General features: G+C 63.5%; 15 protein-coding genes and 1 riboswitch. Of the genes, 12 read left to right on the forward strand and 3 right to left on the reverse strand.

Going from position 1 to position 16,219, the window contains the following annotated elements:
- The first annotated feature begins 128 nt into the window (after nt 1-128).
- Both KVT37_RS00155 and KVT37_RS00160 read left to right on the forward strand, forming a co-directional pair.
- A complete protein-coding gene (locus tag KVT37_RS00155) occupies nt 129-923 on the forward strand; it encodes an IclR family transcriptional regulator (protein ID WP_217568476.1) in 795 nt (264 codons plus the stop codon).
- 72 nt (nt 924-995) lie between these two features.
- On the forward strand, nt 996-1,883 hold the full coding sequence (locus KVT37_RS00160) for a DMT family transporter (RefSeq protein ID WP_217568478.1): 888 nt from the start codon (nt 996-998) through the stop codon (nt 1,881-1,883).
- Between the two features lie 102 nt (nt 1,884-1,985).
- On the opposite strand, the gene dnaE is transcribed toward KVT37_RS00160, so the two are convergent.
- Both dnaE and KVT37_RS00170 read right to left on the reverse strand, forming a co-directional pair.
- Nucleotides 1,986-5,513, reverse strand: a complete 3,528-nt coding sequence (gene dnaE, locus KVT37_RS00165; protein WP_217568479.1) for a DNA polymerase III subunit alpha — start codon at nt 5,511-5,513, stop codon at nt 1,986-1,988.
- Between the two features lie 92 nt (nt 5,514-5,605).
- Nucleotides 5,606-7,618 (reverse strand): acetyl/propionyl/methylcrotonyl-CoA carboxylase subunit alpha, encoded by a 2,013-nt coding sequence (locus KVT37_RS00170; RefSeq protein WP_217568481.1) that lies wholly within the window; start codon nt 7,616-7,618, stop codon nt 5,606-5,608.
- Between the two features lie 251 nt (nt 7,619-7,869).
- Between KVT37_RS00170 and KVT37_RS00175 the strand changes: the two genes are divergently transcribed.
- The 9 genes from KVT37_RS00175 to KVT37_RS00215 all read left to right on the forward strand — a co-directional run bounded on the left by KVT37_RS00175 (nt 7,870) and on the right by KVT37_RS00215 (nt 13,625).
- Entirely contained in the window at nt 7,870-8,997 is a 1,128-nt protein-coding gene (locus tag KVT37_RS00175; RefSeq protein WP_217568483.1) for an S-(hydroxymethyl)glutathione dehydrogenase/class III alcohol dehydrogenase, read from the forward strand.
- Nucleotides 8,998-9,261, forward strand: a complete 264-nt coding sequence (locus KVT37_RS00180) for a hypothetical protein (protein WP_217568485.1) — start codon at nt 8,998-9,000, stop codon at nt 9,259-9,261. It begins immediately after the preceding gene.
- A gap of 23 nt (nt 9,262-9,284) precedes the next feature.
- The gene (gene gfa, locus KVT37_RS00185) at nt 9,285-9,854 is read left to right on the forward strand and encodes an S-(hydroxymethyl)glutathione synthase (protein ID WP_217568487.1); all 570 of its coding nucleotides are present in this window, start codon (nt 9,285-9,287) and stop codon (nt 9,852-9,854) included.
- Between the two features lie 56 nt (nt 9,855-9,910).
- Nucleotides 9,911-10,237 (forward strand): hypothetical protein, encoded by a 327-nt coding sequence (locus tag KVT37_RS00190; RefSeq protein ID WP_217568489.1) that lies wholly within the window; start codon nt 9,911-9,913, stop codon nt 10,235-10,237.
- Nucleotides 10,224-10,724 (forward strand): YaiI/YqxD family protein, encoded by a 501-nt coding sequence (locus KVT37_RS00195; protein ID WP_217568491.1) that lies wholly within the window; start codon nt 10,224-10,226, stop codon nt 10,722-10,724. The genes KVT37_RS00190 and KVT37_RS00195 overlap by 14 nt, the downstream gene beginning before the upstream one ends.
- Before the next feature lie 27 nt (nt 10,725-10,751).
- Nucleotides 10,752-11,441, forward strand: a complete 690-nt coding sequence (locus KVT37_RS00200) for a DUF1345 domain-containing protein (RefSeq protein ID WP_217568493.1) — start codon at nt 10,752-10,754, stop codon at nt 11,439-11,441.
- Nucleotides 11,442-11,528: 87 nt separating this feature from the next.
- Nucleotides 11,529-12,401 (forward strand): cytochrome b/b6 domain-containing protein, encoded by an 873-nt coding sequence (locus KVT37_RS00205; protein WP_217568495.1) that lies wholly within the window; start codon nt 11,529-11,531, stop codon nt 12,399-12,401.
- A gap of 1 nt (nt 12,402) precedes the next feature.
- Complete coding sequence (locus KVT37_RS00210; protein ID WP_217568497.1) at nt 12,403-13,194, forward strand: molybdopterin-binding protein; 792 nt, start codon at nt 12,403-12,405, stop codon at nt 13,192-13,194.
- Nucleotides 13,194-13,625: a GNAT family N-acetyltransferase gene (locus tag KVT37_RS00215; protein WP_217568499.1), complete on the forward strand. Its 432-nt coding sequence runs from the start codon at nt 13,194-13,196 to the stop codon at nt 13,623-13,625. Before KVT37_RS00210 ends, KVT37_RS00215 begins: the two co-directional genes overlap by 1 nt.
- Here KVT37_RS00215 and KVT37_RS00220 read toward each other — a convergent pair.
- Nucleotides 13,622-14,626 carry a hypothetical protein gene (locus KVT37_RS00220; protein ID WP_217568501.1) on the reverse strand — a complete coding sequence of 335 codons (1,005 nt, stop codon included), beginning with the start codon at nt 14,624-14,626 and terminating at the stop codon, nt 13,622-13,624. The two genes, KVT37_RS00215 and KVT37_RS00220, sit on opposite strands and share 4 nt — an antisense overlap.
- A 254-nt stretch (nt 14,627-14,880) precedes the next feature.
- Nucleotides 14,881-14,967: riboswitch (glycine riboswitch) on the forward strand.
- Nucleotides 14,968-15,116: 149 nt separating this feature from the next.
- On the opposite strand from KVT37_RS00220, the gene gcvT reads away from it, so the two are divergent.
- Complete coding sequence (gene gcvT / locus KVT37_RS00225) at nt 15,117-16,217, forward strand: glycine cleavage system aminomethyltransferase GcvT (RefSeq protein ID WP_217568503.1); 1,101 nt, start codon at nt 15,117-15,119, stop codon at nt 16,215-16,217.
- Nucleotides 16,218-16,219 lie beyond the last annotated feature (2 nt).

A 16,219-nucleotide genomic window follows, 5' to 3' on the forward strand; every position in this document is an offset into this window, starting at 1 on the left:
GCTCGTTAGTTTGTCCGGTATTTCAGACATTGTGTCTGTATATCGGACAAAGCGGATGCTAGACTCAGCCTTGACTTCTTTCAAGCGTCTTGAGACGAGGGCCTGAAAAATGATCATGGGCGGCTGGTATGACTGATGGGGCAAGCGATCTGATCGAAGCGAGCGCGCAGCCGCAGGGCGGCGAGCGGCGCCGCGGCATCGACCGCGTCATCATGCTGCTGGAAGCTCTGCTGAAACATCGCGCGCCGGTGCGCGTCGGCGACCTCGCCAAGATGATCGGCGCGCCGCGCTCGACGACCTACGAGATCGTCAACAGCCTGCTCGAGGCGGAAATGCTCGAGACTGTCGGCTCCGAGGGCTATGTCTATTTCGGCCGCGCGATGCATCTGTTCGGCTGGGCCTATTCGCATCACAACGCGCACTATCGCCGCATTCTCGAAACCCTGGACAAGATGTCCGCGGAGACCGGCGAGACCGTTCAGCTCTGCGGACTGCGCGGCAACAAATATGTCGTGCTCGACTGCCGCGACTCGCCCGGCCCGTTCCGCATCTCCAGCGATGTCGGCGTCGAGGTGCCGATCCCATGGACGGCGTCCGGGCGGCTGCTGGTCGGCCATATGGACGAGGCTGAGCTCAAAAGCTTCATTCCGGCCGACGACTACAAGCTGCCGGATGGCCGCACCGTCGCGACGCAGGACTTCTTTTCCGATGTCGAGCGCGCGCGTCTGCAGGGTTTCAGCGAGACCTCGGCCCTTGCCGACCGCTTCACCTGGTGCATGGCCGCCCCCATCCGCGACGGCCATGGCGCCATCAACCGGACGCTTTGCTTCGTGCTGCCCGTCGACACGCCGGAACCGCGGCGCAACCAGCTGCTCGACCTGCTGCGCGAGCGCGCCAAAGGATTGTCGCTCGCCGGAGGCTAACCCTCCGGCTGGCCCAGTCGAATGCCGCCACTATGGGTTGCGGCAGGAGCCCTGGCTTGCGAGATAGCGCCAATGGCACCCGCTCCCTCGATCCCAAAAGCCGCGTTCTGGATGGCTCTGTCAATTGCCTCGTTCCTGGGGATGTCGGTTGCCGGCCGCGAGACGACGGCCGAACTGAACGTCTTCCAGGTGCTGGAACTGCGCTCGGTAATCGGCTTCTTCATCCTTTTGCCGCTGGTGATGACGAACGGCGGCTTTGCCGCCATGCGCACCGGGCGCCCATTCGCCCATCTCGCCCGCAACGTCATCCACTATACCGGCCAGGCTGCCTGGCTTTACGCGCTGACGCTTATCCCGCTCGCCGTGCTGATCTCGATCGAGTTCACCACGCCGATCTGGACGGCGGTTTTCGCAGTCGGTTTTCTTGGCGAACGCCTCTCCAGGCCAAGGCTGGCGGCGATCGTGATCGGCTTGATCGGGGTGATCATCATCGTGCGTCCAGGCGTCAGCTCGGTCAATCCGGGGCAGCTCATCGTGCTGGGCGCCGCAGTCTGCTTCGGCACCTCGGTGGTCATGGTAAAGTCGCTGACGCGGACCGAAAGCGTGGTGCGCATCATCTTCTGGATGCTGATCATCCAGTCGGTGCTCGGCCTGCTGCCAGCGCTTTACGAGTGGCGCAGCCCGCCGCTTGCGCTTTGGCCATGGATCGTCGTGATCGCTTTTACGGGCATGTCGTCGCACTTCTGCATGGCGCGCGCACTGGCCTACGCGGACGCCACCCTCATCTCGCCGATGGATTTCCTGCGCGTGCCGCTGTCGGCGCTGGTCGGCTGGCTGCTCTATCATGAGCAGATCGATGTCTTCACCGCCGGCGGCGCGGCGCTGATCCTGGCCGGCAATTTGCTCAACCTGCAGCGCAAAACATCGCAGGTGGCGGAGGCGGAAGCGGCAACGCCCTGAGCTAAAGCAATTCCAGGAAAAGTGTGATCGGTTTTCCGTCCGGAATTGCTTTAAATCAAAGAGATAGAGCGGTTCGCCGTTTCCGTGAAACGGTGAAACGCTCTAGACCAGTTCCACCTCGACCACACCGGGTACCGCGCGCATCGCCGAGGCAACCTGCGGCGAGATGCGGTAGCGGTTGGGCAATTCGATCTCGATCTCGCCCTGTCCGGCTTCCTTGATCAGCACGAAGCTTACCTGCCCCTCGCCCTTGACCGAAAGCTGGTTGGCGAGCGTGCCGAGCGGTCCCGAATCGCGCACGAAGATGCGCAGCGCCTTCTGGATGCGGCTGGCCTCATCCTCCAGCGACTGCACGGTCTGGATGCGCAGATTGATGCCTTCCGGCCTGTCTTCCGCCGAAACGGTGATCACCACCGAGCGTCCCGGCTCAAGCATGTCGCGATATTGCGCCAGCCCTTCGGAGAACAGCACCGCTTCGTACTGGCCCGTCGTGTCGGAAAACTGCACCACGCCCATCTTGTTGCCGGTGCGCGTCTTGCGTTCCTGCTTGGTGGTGACGGTGCCGGCGAGCCGGCCTGCGGCAGCACCGCGTTTGACCGCGGCCGAGAATTCGCCCCAGTTCTGCACCCGCATCTTCTGGAGGGCTGCCTTGTACTCGTCGAGCGGATGCGCCGAGAGGTAGAAGCCGACCACCTGGAACTCGCGGTGCAGCCGGTCTGCGGCAAGCCACGGATCGGTCGCCGGCAGGTTGAGCGCCTGCGACTGGCTGCCGAGCGAAGCGCCGAAAATGTCGGCCTGCCCAGAGATGGCGTTCTGCTGCGCCAGCGAGGCAAGCCCCATCATCCGCTCGACACCCGCCACCATCTGGGCGCGGTCATGCCCGAAGCAGTCCAGCGCGCCGGCCATGATCAGGCTTTCGAAGACGCGCTTGCCGACGATCTTCGGATCGACCCGCTCGCAGAAATCGGCAAGGTTCTTGAACGGTTTCTCGCCGCGCTTCTCGACGATGTGTTCGACCGCCGCGTCGCCAACGCCTTTCAGCGCCGCCAGCGAATAGAAGATCTTGTTTTCGCCGACCTCGAAGGGGCGGAAGCTCGACATGACCGACGGCGCCACCACCTCGATGCCAAGGCGCATGGCGTCCTGGCGGAAATCGGCCAGCTTGTCGGTGTTGCTCATGTCGAGCGTCATCGACGCCGCCAGGAATTCGACCGGGTAATGCGCCTTGAGATAGGCGGTCTGGTAGGAGACGACCGCGTAGGCGGCCGCGTGCGACTTGTTGAAGCCGTAGTCGGCGAACTTGGCCAGGAGGTCGAAGATGAAGTCGGCCTGCGGTTTGGAGACGCCGCGCTCGACCGCGCCCGTGACGAAGCGCTCGCGCTGCTTGTCCATCTCGGCGCGGATCTTCTTGCCCATGGCGCGGCGCAGAAGGTCGGCTTCGCCGAGCGAATAGCCGGACAGCTCCTGCGCGATCTGCATCACCTGTTCCTGGTAGACGATGACGCCTTGCGTCTCCTTGACCAGATGGTCGATCTTGGGATGAATCGAGGCCATCTCCTCCTCGCCATGCTTTCTGGCGTTGTAGGTCGGGATGTTCTCCATCGGACCGGGGCGATAGAGCGCCACCAGCGCGATGATGTCCTCGATGCAGTCCGGCCGCATACCGATCAGCGCCTTGCGCATGCCGGCACTTTCAACCTGGAACACGCCGACCACCTCGCCGCGCGACAGCATGGCGTAGGTGTCCTTGTCGTCGAGCGGTATCGTCGCGAGATCGATGTCGACGCCGCGCCGGCGGATCAGCTTCACCGCCGTTTCCAGCACGGTCAGCGTCTTCAGGCCGAGGAAGTCGAATTTCACCAGGCCGGCCTGCTCGACATATTTCATGTTGAACTGCGTGACCGGCATGTCCGAGCGCGGATCGCGATACATCGGCACCAGCTCCGACAGCGGCCGGTCGCCGATGACGATGCCGGCGGCGTGTGTCGAGGCGTGGCGGTAGAGGCCTTCGAGCTTCTGCGCCGTGTCGAGCAGCGTCTGGACGATCGGCTCCTTCTCCGCCTCCTCGGCGAAGCGCGGTTCGTTGGCGATCGCATCCGCCAGCTTGACCGGGTTGGCCGGGTTCTGCGGCACCATCTTGGAAAGCTTGTCGACCTGGCCGTAAGGCATCTGCAGCACGCGGCCGACGTCGCGCAGCACCGCGCGCGCCTGCAGCGTACCGAAGGTGATGATCTGGCCGACCTGGTCGCGCCCGTATTTCTGCTGGACGTAGCGGATGACCTCCTCGCGCCGGTCCTGGCAGAAGTCGATATCGAAGTCCGGCATCGACACGCGATCCGGATTGAGGAAGCGCTCGAACAGCAGTGAGAAGCGCAGCGGATCGATGTCGGTGATGGTGGTCGAATAGGCGACCAGCGAGCCGGCGCCCGAACCGCGCCCCGGTCCGACCGGAATGCCTTGCGCCTTCGCCCATTTGATGAAGTCGGCGACGATCAGGAAGTAGCCCGGGAACTTCATCTTCTCGATGATGCCGAGCTCGAATTCGAGCCGCTCGCGATATTGCTCGACCGTATAGCCGGGCGTCGGCCCGTGCGCGGCAAGCCGTGCATCCAGACCTTCGCGGGCCTGGCGGGCGAGTTCGGCCGCCTCGGCCTTCTCCGCCGCATCCTTGTCGGTGGCGTCGGCGCCGGTGAAGCGCGGCAGGATCGGGCTGCGGTTCTTCGGATAATAGGAACAGCGCATCGCGATCTCGACGGTGTTGTCGATCGCTTCCGGCAGGTCCGAGAAGAGCCGCGCCATATCGGCCTGGCTGCGCAGGAAATTGTCCGCCGCGAGCCGCCGCCGGTTGTCGGCGGCAACGACTGAACCCTCGGCGATGGCGATCAATGCGTCATGCGCCTCATAGTCGTCACGCTTGGAAAAGAACGACTCGTTGGTCGCGACCAGCGGCAATTCATGCGTATAGGCAAGGTCGACCGTCGATTTTTCGACCATGCGGTCATAGCCGGCGACGCGTTCCAATTCGACATAGAGCCTGTCGCCGAACAGGCCTTTGAGGAACAGCAGCCGCTGTTCGGCGAGGTCGCGCCGATCGGCTTTCAGCGCGGCGCCGATCGGCCCGCGCGGCCCGCCGGTCAGGCAGATCAGCCCGTTGCTTTTGCCCTCCAGCGCCGCGCTGGTCAGATGCACCGGCTCGCCGGGCGGCGTCTCCAGATAGACCTTGCTGATCAGCCGCACGAGATTGCTGTAGCCGTCCTCGCTGGCGGCGATCAGCACGATCGGCGACATCTCCGGCCCATGGCGGCGACGGTCGCGCTGGCCGTCGCTCGCCTCACCGGAAAAGGCGAGATCGATCTGACAGCCGATGATCGGCTGGATGCCGTCCTTGACCGCCTTCTGGGCGAATTCGAGCGCGCCGAACAGATTGTTGGTGTCGGTCACCGCGATCGCCGGCGCCTCGTCCTTGACCGCGTGGCCGACGATCGCGCCGAGCTGCAGCGCGCCTTCGAGAAGCGAATAAGCCGAGTGCACGCGCAAATGGATGAAGGTGCGCGCCGGCGTTTCGGGCGGCGCGGTCTTCAAGGCCGCTTCGCGCTGCAACGGGTCGCGGGGAAGTCGTTCATCCGCCATGGGGGCTCGTGTCGCTCGAAAGACTCAACATCGGTGGAGATGTATTGTCCGGGAGCGCGTCTTGCGAGTCCAGCGATAGACTGTGCACAGGCTCAGGCAAATTCCATGATCACGGCGTCTACCGCCAGGCTGTCGCCGGGCTTGGCGTTGAGCTTTGCGACGGTCAGGTCGCGCTCGGCGCGCAGCACGTTTTCCATCTTCATCGCCTCGACCACAGCCAGCGTCTCGCCGGCCTTCACCTCCTGCCCTTCGGCGACGGCGATCGAGACGACGAGGCCGGGCATCGGGCAGAGCAGCATCTTCGAAGTGTCGGGCGCCACCTTCTCCGGCATCAGCCTTTCGAGCTCCGCGGTGCGCGGCAGCATGGCGCGCGCCGTCACCGACATGCCTTTCCAGGCGATGCGCAAACCGTTCAGCATGGGACGGATCTGCGCCGCCACTTTGTCGGCGCCGACCGTGCCCTGCCAGATCGCGTCGCCCGGCCGCCAGTCGGAGGCAACCGTCAGCGGCTTGCCGCCGTCGATCGACAGATCGACCTCCATCGGTATGGAAATCATGCCGTCGACGATCTCGGCCGAAAGATACTCCGCGCCGATCTTCACCACCCAGTCGCGCTTGAGATGGCCGGAATGCGGGGCCAGCCGGCCGCTCAGGCGGTCGAGCCGGTCGCGGCGCAAAAGTTCGATCGCCGTTGCGACGGCGGCGAATACCGCCCTCTCCTCGCCGTCCGGCGCGACCGGCGCGAAGCCGTCCGGATATTCCTCGGCGATAAAGCCGGTCGACAGCCGCCCCTCGCGCCAACGCGGATGCTGCATGAGCGCCGAAAGGAACGGGATGTTGTGCTCGATGCCGTCGACGACAAAGCTATCGAGCGCCTCAGACATCGCGTCGATCGCTTCCAGTCTTGTCGGCGCCCAGGTGCAGAGCTTCGCCACCATCGGGTCGTAGAACATCGAGATCTCGGACCCTTCGGTGACTCCGGTGTCGTTGCGCACGACGATGTCGCCGAATGTGCCTTCTTCCGGCGGCCGGTAGCGGGTCAGCCGGCCGATCGACGGCAGGAAGTTGCGGTACGGGTCTTCGGCATAGAGGCGGCTCTCCACCGCCCAGCCGTTCAGCTTGACGTCGCTCTGCTTGATCGCGAGCTTTTCGCCGGCGGCGACGCGGATCATCTGCTCGACCAGGTCGATGCCGGTGACGAGCTCGGTCACCGGATGCTCGACCTGCAAACGCGTATTCATTTCAAGGAAATAGAAGTTCTTGTCCTTGTCGACGATGAACTCGACGGTGCCGGCGCTCTGGTAATCGACGGCCTTGGCCAGGGCCACCGCCTGCTCGCCCATCGCCTTCCTGGTCCTGGCGTCGAGGAATGGCGACGGCGCCTCCTCGACCACCTTCTGGTTGCGGCGCTGGATCGAGCATTCGCGCTCACCGAGATAAAGCGCCGTGCCATGCGCGTCGGCCAGCACCTGGATCTCGATATGACGCGGATCGACGACGAATTTTTCGATGAAGACGCGGTCGTCGCCGAAGGAGCTTTTCGCTTCCGAACGCGCCCGGTCGAAGCCGTCGCGCACTTCCGCCTTGCTCCAGGCGATGCGCATGCCCTTGCCGCCGCCCCCGGCCGAGGCCTTGATCATCACCGGATAGCCGATCTCGCCGGCGATCTTTTCAGCATGGTCGGCGTCTTCGATGACGCCGAGCCAGCCCGGCACGGTCGAGACCTTGGCCTCGCTGGCAAACTTCTTCGATTCGATCTTGTCGCCCATCGCCTTGATCGCCTTGGGTTTCGGCCCGATGAAGACGATGCCTTGTTTCTCGAGCGCCTCGCAGAAAGAGGCGCGCTCCGACAGGAAGCCATAGCCCGGATGCACGGCTTCAGCGCCGGTTTCCTTGCAGGCGGCGATGATCTTCTCAGGCAGGAGATAGCTCAGCGCGGCGGGCGGCGGGCCGATATGCACCGCTTCGTCGGCCATGTCGACATGCACGGCATCGCGATCGGCATCCGAATAGACCGCCACGGTGGCAATCCCCATCTTGCGCGCCGTCTTGATCACGCGGCAGGCGATCTCGCCGCGATTGGCGATCAGGATCTTCTTGAACATTCGGATGTCGTTCCTCCGGCGAAGCGGTCCAGTTCTATGGATAATTCCGGCGCGCCTCAAGTGTCCGCGGATTGGCCTTCCCGGCCGATGCCGATTGCAGAAACCGCGCCGAAAAACGTCGCAAGAGACGTTGGCCGCCAGCGCGGAACTCGCTAATGTTACCCACAAGGCTGAAGGGATGGCAGGCTGGCATTCGCCACGGGCAGCTTGCCGTTAGCTAAAACTTACAAATCGCTTGGGAGGAATGCCTCATGAAAACGCGTGCCGCCGTTGCCGTCGCCGCCGGAAAGCCGCTGGAGATCATGGAGGTGGACCTCGAAGGGCCGCGCGAAGGCGAGGTGCTGGTCGAGGTCAAGGCCACCGGCATCTGCCACACCGACGAGTTCACGCTGTCCGGCGCCGATCCGGAAGGTCTGTTCCCGGCGATCCTCGGCCATGAGGGTGCCGGCGTTGTCGTCGATGTCGGCAAGGGCGTGACCTCGGTCAAGAAGGGCGACCATGTCATCCCGCTCTATACGCCCGAATGCCGGCAGTGCCCGTCCTGCCTGTCGCGCAAGACCAATCTGTGCACCGCCATCCGCGCTACCCAAGGCCAAGGCTTGATGCCGGATGGCTCCTCGCGCTTCTCGATGGGCAAGGACAAGCTCTTTCATTACATGGGCTGCTCGACCTTCTCCAACTTCACAGTGCTGCCCGAGATCGCGCTGGCCAAGGTCAATCCCGACGCGCCCTTCGACAAGATCTGCTACATCGGCTGCGGGGTGACGACCGGCATCGGCGCAGTGATCAACACCGCCAAGGTCGAGCAAGGCGCGACCGCGATAGTCTTCGGCCTCGGCGGCATCGGCTTGAACGTCATCCAAGGTCTTCGCCTTGCCGGCGCCGACATGATCATCGGCGTCGACCTGAACAACGACAAGAAGCCCTGGGGCGAGAAATTCGGCATGACGCATTTCGTCAATCCGAAGGAGATCGACGGCGACATCGTCCCGCATCTGGTCAACATGACCAAGCGTGGCGCCGACCAGATCGGCGGCGCCGACTACACTTTCGACTGCACCGGCAACACCAAGGTGATGCGCCAGGCGCTGGAAGCCTCGCATCGCGGCTGGGGCAAGTCGGTCATCATCGGCGTCGCCGGCGCCGGCCAGGAGATCTCGACGCGCCCGTTCCAGCTGGTCACCGGCCGCACCTGGATGGGCACCGCCTTCGGCGGCGCGCGCGGCCGCACCGACGTGCCGCGCATCGTCGACTGGTACATGGAGGGCAAGATCCAGATCGATCCGATGATCACCCACACGCTGAAGCTCGAAGACATCAACAAGGGCTTCGACCTCATGCATGAGGGCAAGTCGATCCGGAGCGTCGTGGTTTACTAGGTGTCCGTCCGTGTCCGGATACGCTTCGTCGATTGGGAACAGTCGACGATCCACCGGATACGCAATTTTGGCGAGGATCTGTGGCGCAGCTTTCGGGAGAGCAAACAGGTTGAAGTCGATCTGGAGGAGATCGACCGTGCCTTGGACGAAATCACCTATCTCGTTCGGCGCAGATTTTTGAAGAGGAGCCTGAGTGAGGTGCATCACTTGCTGAAGGTGCATTTCATGGAAAATGAGGTGGTCATCGACACAGCGTCGGCATGACCGAAACATGGGAGGAAGTAGGAATGGCGGAAAAACTGCATCACTCGATCGACAACGGCCTGCCGAAGGAAAGCGCGAGTTTTGCCGGCGGCACGCTCGTCTGCCTCTGCACCAGCAAGCCGGTGAAGGTGAAGGTCAAGGGCCAGATCGCCCACAACCATGCCTGCGGCTGCACGAAGTGCTGGAAGCCGGAAGGCGCTATCTTCTCGGTCGTGGCCGTTGCCGGCAGCGGCGACGTCACCGTCACGGAGAACGGCGACAAGTTGAAGGTGGTCGATCCCTCGGCGCTGATCCAGCGCCATGCCTGCACCGGCTGCGGCGTCCACATGTACGGCCCGGTCGAGCGCGACCATCCGTTCAAGGGCCTGTCCTTCATCCATCCCGAGCGCTTCGAGGAGGACGGCTGGTCGCCGCCGGGCTTCACCGCCTTCGTCTCCTCGATCATCGAATCCGGTGTCGATCCCAAGCGCATGGACGGCATCCGCGCTCAGCTGAAGTCGATCGGGCTCGAACCCTATGACTGCCTCAACCCCGGCCTGATGGACTACATCGCCACCTGGACCGCCAAGAAGTCCGGCGCGCTGCCGGCATAATTCAGAGTAAGGAGGGCTGGTCGACAGACCGGCCCTTCTTACCTACAAAGCGCTCCATGGATCTTCGCGGCGTCAAGAACTGGAAGCTGAAGCTCCGCTACGGAAGAGCGAAAACGCAATTTCGTCATTTCACCATCTTGGCCGACGGCGATGTGACGGCGCCTAATACGGACTTCGAGACCCGACTTGGTCCGGCATTCTTCGGAATGAGTGCCTGGGCTTCAGATTCCGATCAGGCAATCGACATGGCGCGGGCAATCGGCAAGCACCTAGGTTTCACCTGTACCGGCAACGTTTATGTCTATGATACCGAGCCTGCGGAACCACCCGGCGATGAGCCGCGCGGCTATAACCTGAATTTCACGCCCTATGAACGCGATTGAAGGCCAGGCTCCCCAAGAGCGCATTCGCCCGCAAATTTATGTCGATGCCGACGCCTGCCCGGTGAAAGCCGAGGTCGAGAAGGTCGCCGAGCGTCATGGCGTCGTCGTCACCTATGTCTCCAATGGCGGCCTGCGGCCGTCGCGCGATCCGATGATCCGCAACGTCGTCGTCTCCAAGGGCGCGGATGCCGCGGACGACTGGATCGTCGAGAACGCAAGGGCCAACGACATCGTGGTGACGGCCGACATCCCGCTTGCCGCGCGCACGGTCGCGTTCGGCGCGCATGTGCTGGGGCCTACCGGCCGTCCCTTCACGCCCGAGACCATCGGCATGGCGGTGGCGATGCGCGATTTGAAGCAGCATCTGCGCGAAACCGGCGAAAGCCGGGGCTTCAACGCCTCGTTCACGCCGAAGGATAGGTCGCAGTTTCTCGGCGAACTCGACCGCATCTTGCGGCGCGCCTTGAAATCCGTCACACCGGACTGATCCGAACGCCTTCCAGAAGGCCGGGCCATGGGTGACGACACATCCTTGAAGACGCCGATGCATCGGCATATGCAATTCGCCCTGGCCGCGGCCATCGGCATCGTCGCGCTACTGCTTGCCCTTTTGCTGCGCTGGCCGCTGCCTTACTCCATCGGCGCCAACGTGTTCTTTGTGAGCTATATCGGCCTGGTGCTGGCCCTGATGCCCAGCCTTACCGGCCGCTATCTCAGCAAGAACGCGCGCGCCACCGACATGCCCGTGCTGCTGATCTTCGCCGTCACGCTCTTCGTCGTCGTCGCGGCCATCGTCTCGCTGTTTCTTTTGATCAACCAGAAAGACGCCGCGCACCCCTGGCAACTCGGCTTTGCCATGCTGTCGATCCCGCTTGGCTGGTTCACGATCCACGCCATGGCGTCGCTGCACTATGCGCATGTTTACTGGAAGGACGGCGACGAGGTTGACGAGAAAACGCAAAAGAAGATGCCGGTCGGCGGCCTCGATTTTCCCGGCGACAAACGCCCGGAAGGCTGGGATTTCCTGTATTTCGCCACCGTGATCGGCATGACGGCGCAGACCGCCGACACGGCCATCACCACCTCGCACATGCGCATGGTCGTACTCGTCCATTCGATCCTGACCTTTTTCTTCAACACGGTGATCGTCGCCGCGGCAGTCAATCTCGCGGTCGGCCTCGGCGCTCCCGTAATAAATCCGTGATCGCATGAAACATTGCCTTGTGCGGCGACGTATTGAGGGGGAGACAATGACCTGAGAAGCCGCCTCCATGAGGCGGCCGGAGGCAAGATGGATACTGCTGCCAACAACCAATCCGCCGCCAAGGCGGATGGCAACGATACGACCCTCATCTATCGGCAATCGCGCTGGACGCGGTTGACTCACTGGATCTGGGCTTTCTCGCTGTTCTTCATGCTGCTTTCGGGCCTGCAGATCTTCAACGCGCGGCCGCAACTCTATATCGGCAAGCAGTCAGGCTTCGAGTTTCACAACACCATCCTAGAGATTGGCGCCGAGAACACCGCGAACGGTCCGCGCGGTTTCACGCAAATCTTCGGCCATCGCTTCGACACCACCGGTGTGCTCGGCTGGTCAGGCCCGCCGGGACAGGAGACGCAGCGCGCCTTCCCTTCCTGGGCGACGATCCCCTCCTATTACGATCTCGGCACCGCCCGCGTCGTGCATTTCTTTTTCGCCTGGGTGCTCAGCGCGACGCTGCTGATCTGGCTGATCGCCGGCCTGATCAACGGCCATGTCCGCCGCGATCTCGCCCCTCGCCTGTCCGATCTGCGCAAGCTGCCGCGCGACATCGTCGACCACGCCAAGCTGAAGTTCCATCACACGCGGGAATACAACACGCTGCAGAAGATGGCCTATGGCGGCGTGCTGTTCGTGCTTCTACCGCTGATGATCATAACCGGCCTCGCCATGTCGCCGAGCATGGATTCGGTGCTGCCCTGGCTCAACGAAATCCTGGGCGGTCGGCAGACGGCGCGCACCATCCACTTCACGATCATGCTGCTTCTGGTCGGCTTCTTCATCATCCACATTCTGATGATCCTTGCCGCCGGCCCGATCAACGAGTTGCGCTCCATCATCACCGGCTGGTACCGCACCGACCCACCCGCAGAGCACGACCAGCCGACCGAGAGGAGCGTCTGAGATGGCAAAGTTTCAGATCACCCGCCGCAAGTTCCTGACCGCCAGCAGCCTCGGCCTGTCAGGTATCGCGCTGTCCGGCTGCGATGCCTTCGACAGCGGTCTCGGTATCGGCGGCGGCCTGCGCAGCTTCCTCGAAAACGCCAACGGCCTGACCTACCGCGCACAGCGCCTGCTTGCCGGACGCGACGCGCTGGCGCCCGAATTCACCGAAGCCGATATCCGCCAGCCGCAGCGGCCGAACGGCGTCACCGCACCCGACGACGACACCTATAAGGGCCTGCTGGCCAACAATTTCTCCGACTGGCGGCTGGAGGTAACCGGGCTTGTCGAAAAACCGCTGTCGCTGACCCGAGAGCAGCTCCAGAACATGCCGAGCCGCACCCAGATCACCCGCCATGACTGCGTCGAGGGCTGGAGCTGCATCGCCAAATGGACCGGCACGCCGCTATCGCTGGTGCTCGACCAGGCGGTGGTGAAGCCGCAGGCGCGTTATGTGATGTTCCATTGCCTCGACACGATCGAACAAAGTCTGTCCGGCGACATCAAATATTACGGCACGATCGATCTTATAGACGCCCGCCATCCGCAGACCATCCTGGCCTATGGCCTGAACGGCAAGCCGCTGCCGGTCGAGAACGGCGCGCCGCTGCGCGTGCGGGTCGAACGCCAGCTTGGCTACAAGATGCCGAAATATCTCTACAAGATCGAGCTGGTCGACAGTTTCGCCAATGTCGGCGGCGGCCGCGGCGGCTACTGGGAAGACAATGGCTACGACTGGTATGGCGGGATTTGATGGTTCCTCGCCTGCTGGCCGAGCATGATCTTGCGCCGGCCGAACTTGATGCCATCGAGGAACGTCTCGATGGTCACAACCGGCGTCTGACAGGCTGCGACGATGATCGTGGCCTGGTCTTTCTGCTGCGGGACACAGCCGGATGCCCGATCGGCATCGCCGCGGGTTATTCCTGGGCGGGAATCGCCGAATTGAAGCTGATGTGGGTCGATGAGGCTCATCGAAGTCTTGGCCACGGCGGCAAGCTGCTCGATGCCTTCATAGCCGAGGCTTCCGCGCGAAGCGTTCGACGCATCTGGGTGTCGACACACGACTTCCAGGCGCCGGCCCTTTACGAAAAGGCCGGCTTCGAGCGCATGGCCGAACTGGCGGGATGGCCCGAAGGCCATTCCAACATCATCCTCTGCAAGACACTTCGAGGAAACGCCTAGGCGACCTTATCCAACAGCGGCTTCAGCGCCGGATGGATTTCCGGCGAAGCGTGCTTGATCAGCGTCAGCAGCGCGCGTTCGTTGTCGCGCAGCGGCCGCTGGCCGCCGCCGACGCGCTCGGCCAGCCATTGGGCTTCGTCGGCGTCGATGGTCTCGGCGCGGCGGGCGAGCGCCTCGCTGGCCCGGTTCCTGGCTTCCCATTCGGCCTCGATGTTGTCAGGGGAATTATAGGCCTCGAGGATCGCGGAAAATCCGCCCGAGACCATGCGGCTGAAGAACCCGCCAAGCGTCGGCGCCGCCTCGTCGAGGAAGTTTTCATGGCGAAGTGCTGCCTCGCGCGTCGGCGGTTCGTAGCCTGCCGAGCACATGACATAGTTGGCGATCGCTTTGACGAAGAGGTCATTCCACGATGGATCGTTGTCTGCGGCCGCGGCCCGGTCGTTGATCCTGAACAGGACCTCCGCCTCGGCCTTGCTGATGGCGATGTTGCCGTCGCCGCCATAGGCATAGAGGATGCGGCGCAGGAGATCGACTTCGGCTTTCGCGATCAGTCCGGGCACAAGTTCGCCGCCGAGCATCAGCGGCCCCTTGCCGTCGATCACCGCATGCGCGACTTGCTCCAGCGCATAGGCCGAAAGCTGATTGGGCGAGGATTTCGCCTCCTCCAGCACATGCACCAGCAACTCGAGCTCGGTGCGGCTGTCGACCATGCCGTCGCGCGAGATGGTACGGACCAGCCAGTCGGCGTTTTCCTGCGAGATATAGCCTTCCGGCTTTTCCTGGTGGACGATGTAGTCGGTCACCGCCTCGACGAAGAACGGCGCCCACTCGCCGCATTTGTCGCGAGCCGTCTGGTCGAGCGCGAACAACGCCTCGGCCTCGCCGCGACTCACCACGCCGTCCGCGAACACCTCGCGCCGCAGCATCGTCACGTCCTCGGCCGTGATCTTGTTCTTCGAGGTCAGCCCCGCCACCGGAGCGCTCATGATCAATTCGCCCATCTGCCCCTGCCCGTCGCCTGTTGCCGGCGAACTTAATGCGTCATGCGGCGGGTATATCAGAAGTATCTTGAGAAACCGGCAAATGGCGTGGTTAGCGAAGGCTTGTCGGCCAATGCATGTCGCCGAAGGTGTGCTGCAGTTTGGAAGGGGCCGGCCTCACCTGAATATCAACGCGCCTAAGATGTCGCTGGGAGGTGACAACGTGTCGCCGACGGGCTATGGATTGCGCGTCGAGGGCTCAGGCGACTGAGTCCTTCCTGTTTGCGGGAGAGAACAGCGCAAGCTGTCGCCGAAGGGGAAATCGCCCGAAATCTCTCAGGCAAAAGAACCGTGGACGGGAAAGACAACTCTGGAAAGTCGGGAATCTTCCCGCGCCGAAGGTGTAAGCGCTGCCGACAGGGTTACGGGGCGCGAGTCTCTCAGGCTTCAGACAGAGGGGCACGACTAGGCCGCCATTGGCGGTCGATTGCCGTGCGACTCTGGAGAAGACATGACAGGCGAAGACACCAGACACCTACCCCTCGAGGATTTGCATCAGGCCGCCGGCGCGCGTTTCGGCGCCTTCGCCGGCTGGTCGATGCCGCTCACCTACCCACCCGGCGTGATGAAGGAGCACCTTCACACGCGCGAGCATGCCGGCCTGTTCGACATCTCGCATATGAAGCTTTTTGCGGTCAGCGGTCCGGGTGCGGCGGCGCTGCTGAACCGCGCCTGCCCGCTCGATGCCGGCGCGCTGGAAGCCTCGCAGTCCAAATACACCTTCTTCCTCAATGAGGCGGCAGGCATCATAGACGACCTGATCGTCACCCGCCTTGGCGACGACCGCTTCATGGTCGTGGCCAACGCCGGCAACGCCGTCGAGGACGAGAAGCATCTTCGCGCTCTGGCCGCCGGTTTCGACGCCAAGGTCGAGCCGCTCGACCGGGTTTTCCTGGCGATCCAGGGTCCGGACGCCTGGGCGGCTTTGGCGCGGGCCGGCATCGAGACCGGCTCGCTGCTGTTCATGCATGGCATCGAGCCGCGCCAGAACTGGTTCATGAGCCGCTCCGGCTATACCGGCGAGGACGGTTTCGAGATCGGCCTACCGGAGGCGGATGCCCGCGGTCTCGTCGCCAAACTCCTGGAAGACGAGCGCGTGCAATGGATCGGCCTTGCCGCCCGCGACAGCCTGCGCCTCGAGGCCGGGCTCTGCCTGCACGGCCAGGATTTGACGCCCGAGATCGATCCAGCCAGCGCCGGGCTGATGTGGGCAATCCCCAAGGAGGTCCGCGCCGCCGGCCATTTCATCGGCGCCGATGCGCTGCGCTCGATCCTCGATCGCGGGGCCCCGCAGAAGCGTGTTGGCCTTAAGCCCGACAGCCGCCAGCCGGTGCGCGCCGGCGCGGCGCTCGTCGATGCCGACGGCAACCCGGCCGGCCACGTCACCTCCGGCGGCTTCGGCCCTTCGACCGGACACCCGGTCGCGATGGGCTACATCAACACCGCGCTGGCCAAGCCCGGCACGAAACTCTTCGCCGACGTCCGCGGGACGAAAATTCCCGTCGACATCGCCGCCCTGCCCTTCACCCCACATCGCTACCGCAAAGGATGATT

Origin of the sequence: Mesorhizobium sp. GbtcB19, assembly GCF_019091085.1 — a bacterium.
Taxonomy (GTDB): Bacteria; Pseudomonadota; Alphaproteobacteria; order Rhizobiales; family Rhizobiaceae; genus Mesorhizobium.

What these genes read in the sequence shown, in the direction of transcription:
- KVT37_RS00155 (WP_217568476.1), top strand. Translation starts at nt 129, where the DNA reads ATGACTGATGGGGCAAGCGATCTGATCGAAGCGAGCGCGCAGCCGCAG.
- KVT37_RS00160 (WP_217568478.1), top strand. Translation starts at nt 996, where the DNA reads ATGGCACCCGCTCCCTCGATCCCAAAAGCCGCGTTCTGGATGGCTCTG.
- dnaE (WP_217568479.1), bottom strand. Translation starts at nt 5,513, where the DNA reads ATGGCGGATGAACGACTTCCCCGCGACCCGTTGCAGCGCGAAGCGGCC.
- KVT37_RS00170 (WP_217568481.1), bottom strand. Translation starts at nt 7,618, where the DNA reads ATGTTCAAGAAGATCCTGATCGCCAATCGCGGCGAGATCGCCTGCCGC.
- KVT37_RS00175 (WP_217568483.1), top strand. Translation starts at nt 7,870, where the DNA reads ATGAAAACGCGTGCCGCCGTTGCCGTCGCCGCCGGAAAGCCGCTGGAG.
- gfa (WP_217568487.1), top strand. Translation starts at nt 9,285, where the DNA reads ATGGCGGAAAAACTGCATCACTCGATCGACAACGGCCTGCCGAAGGAA.
- KVT37_RS00190 (WP_217568489.1), top strand. Translation starts at nt 9,911, where the DNA reads ATGGATCTTCGCGGCGTCAAGAACTGGAAGCTGAAGCTCCGCTACGGA.
- KVT37_RS00195 (WP_217568491.1), top strand. Translation starts at nt 10,224, where the DNA reads ATGAACGCGATTGAAGGCCAGGCTCCCCAAGAGCGCATTCGCCCGCAA.
- KVT37_RS00200 (WP_217568493.1), top strand. Translation starts at nt 10,752, where the DNA reads ATGGGTGACGACACATCCTTGAAGACGCCGATGCATCGGCATATGCAA.
- KVT37_RS00205 (WP_217568495.1), top strand. Translation starts at nt 11,529, where the DNA reads ATGGATACTGCTGCCAACAACCAATCCGCCGCCAAGGCGGATGGCAAC.
- KVT37_RS00210 (WP_217568497.1), top strand. Translation starts at nt 12,403, where the DNA reads ATGGCAAAGTTTCAGATCACCCGCCGCAAGTTCCTGACCGCCAGCAGC.
- KVT37_RS00215 (WP_217568499.1), top strand. Translation starts at nt 13,194, where the DNA reads ATGGTTCCTCGCCTGCTGGCCGAGCATGATCTTGCGCCGGCCGAACTT.
- KVT37_RS00220 (WP_217568501.1), bottom strand. Translation starts at nt 14,626, where the DNA reads ATGGGCGAATTGATCATGAGCGCTCCGGTGGCGGGGCTGACCTCGAAG.
- gcvT (WP_217568503.1), top strand. Translation starts at nt 15,117, where the DNA reads ATGACAGGCGAAGACACCAGACACCTACCCCTCGAGGATTTGCATCAG.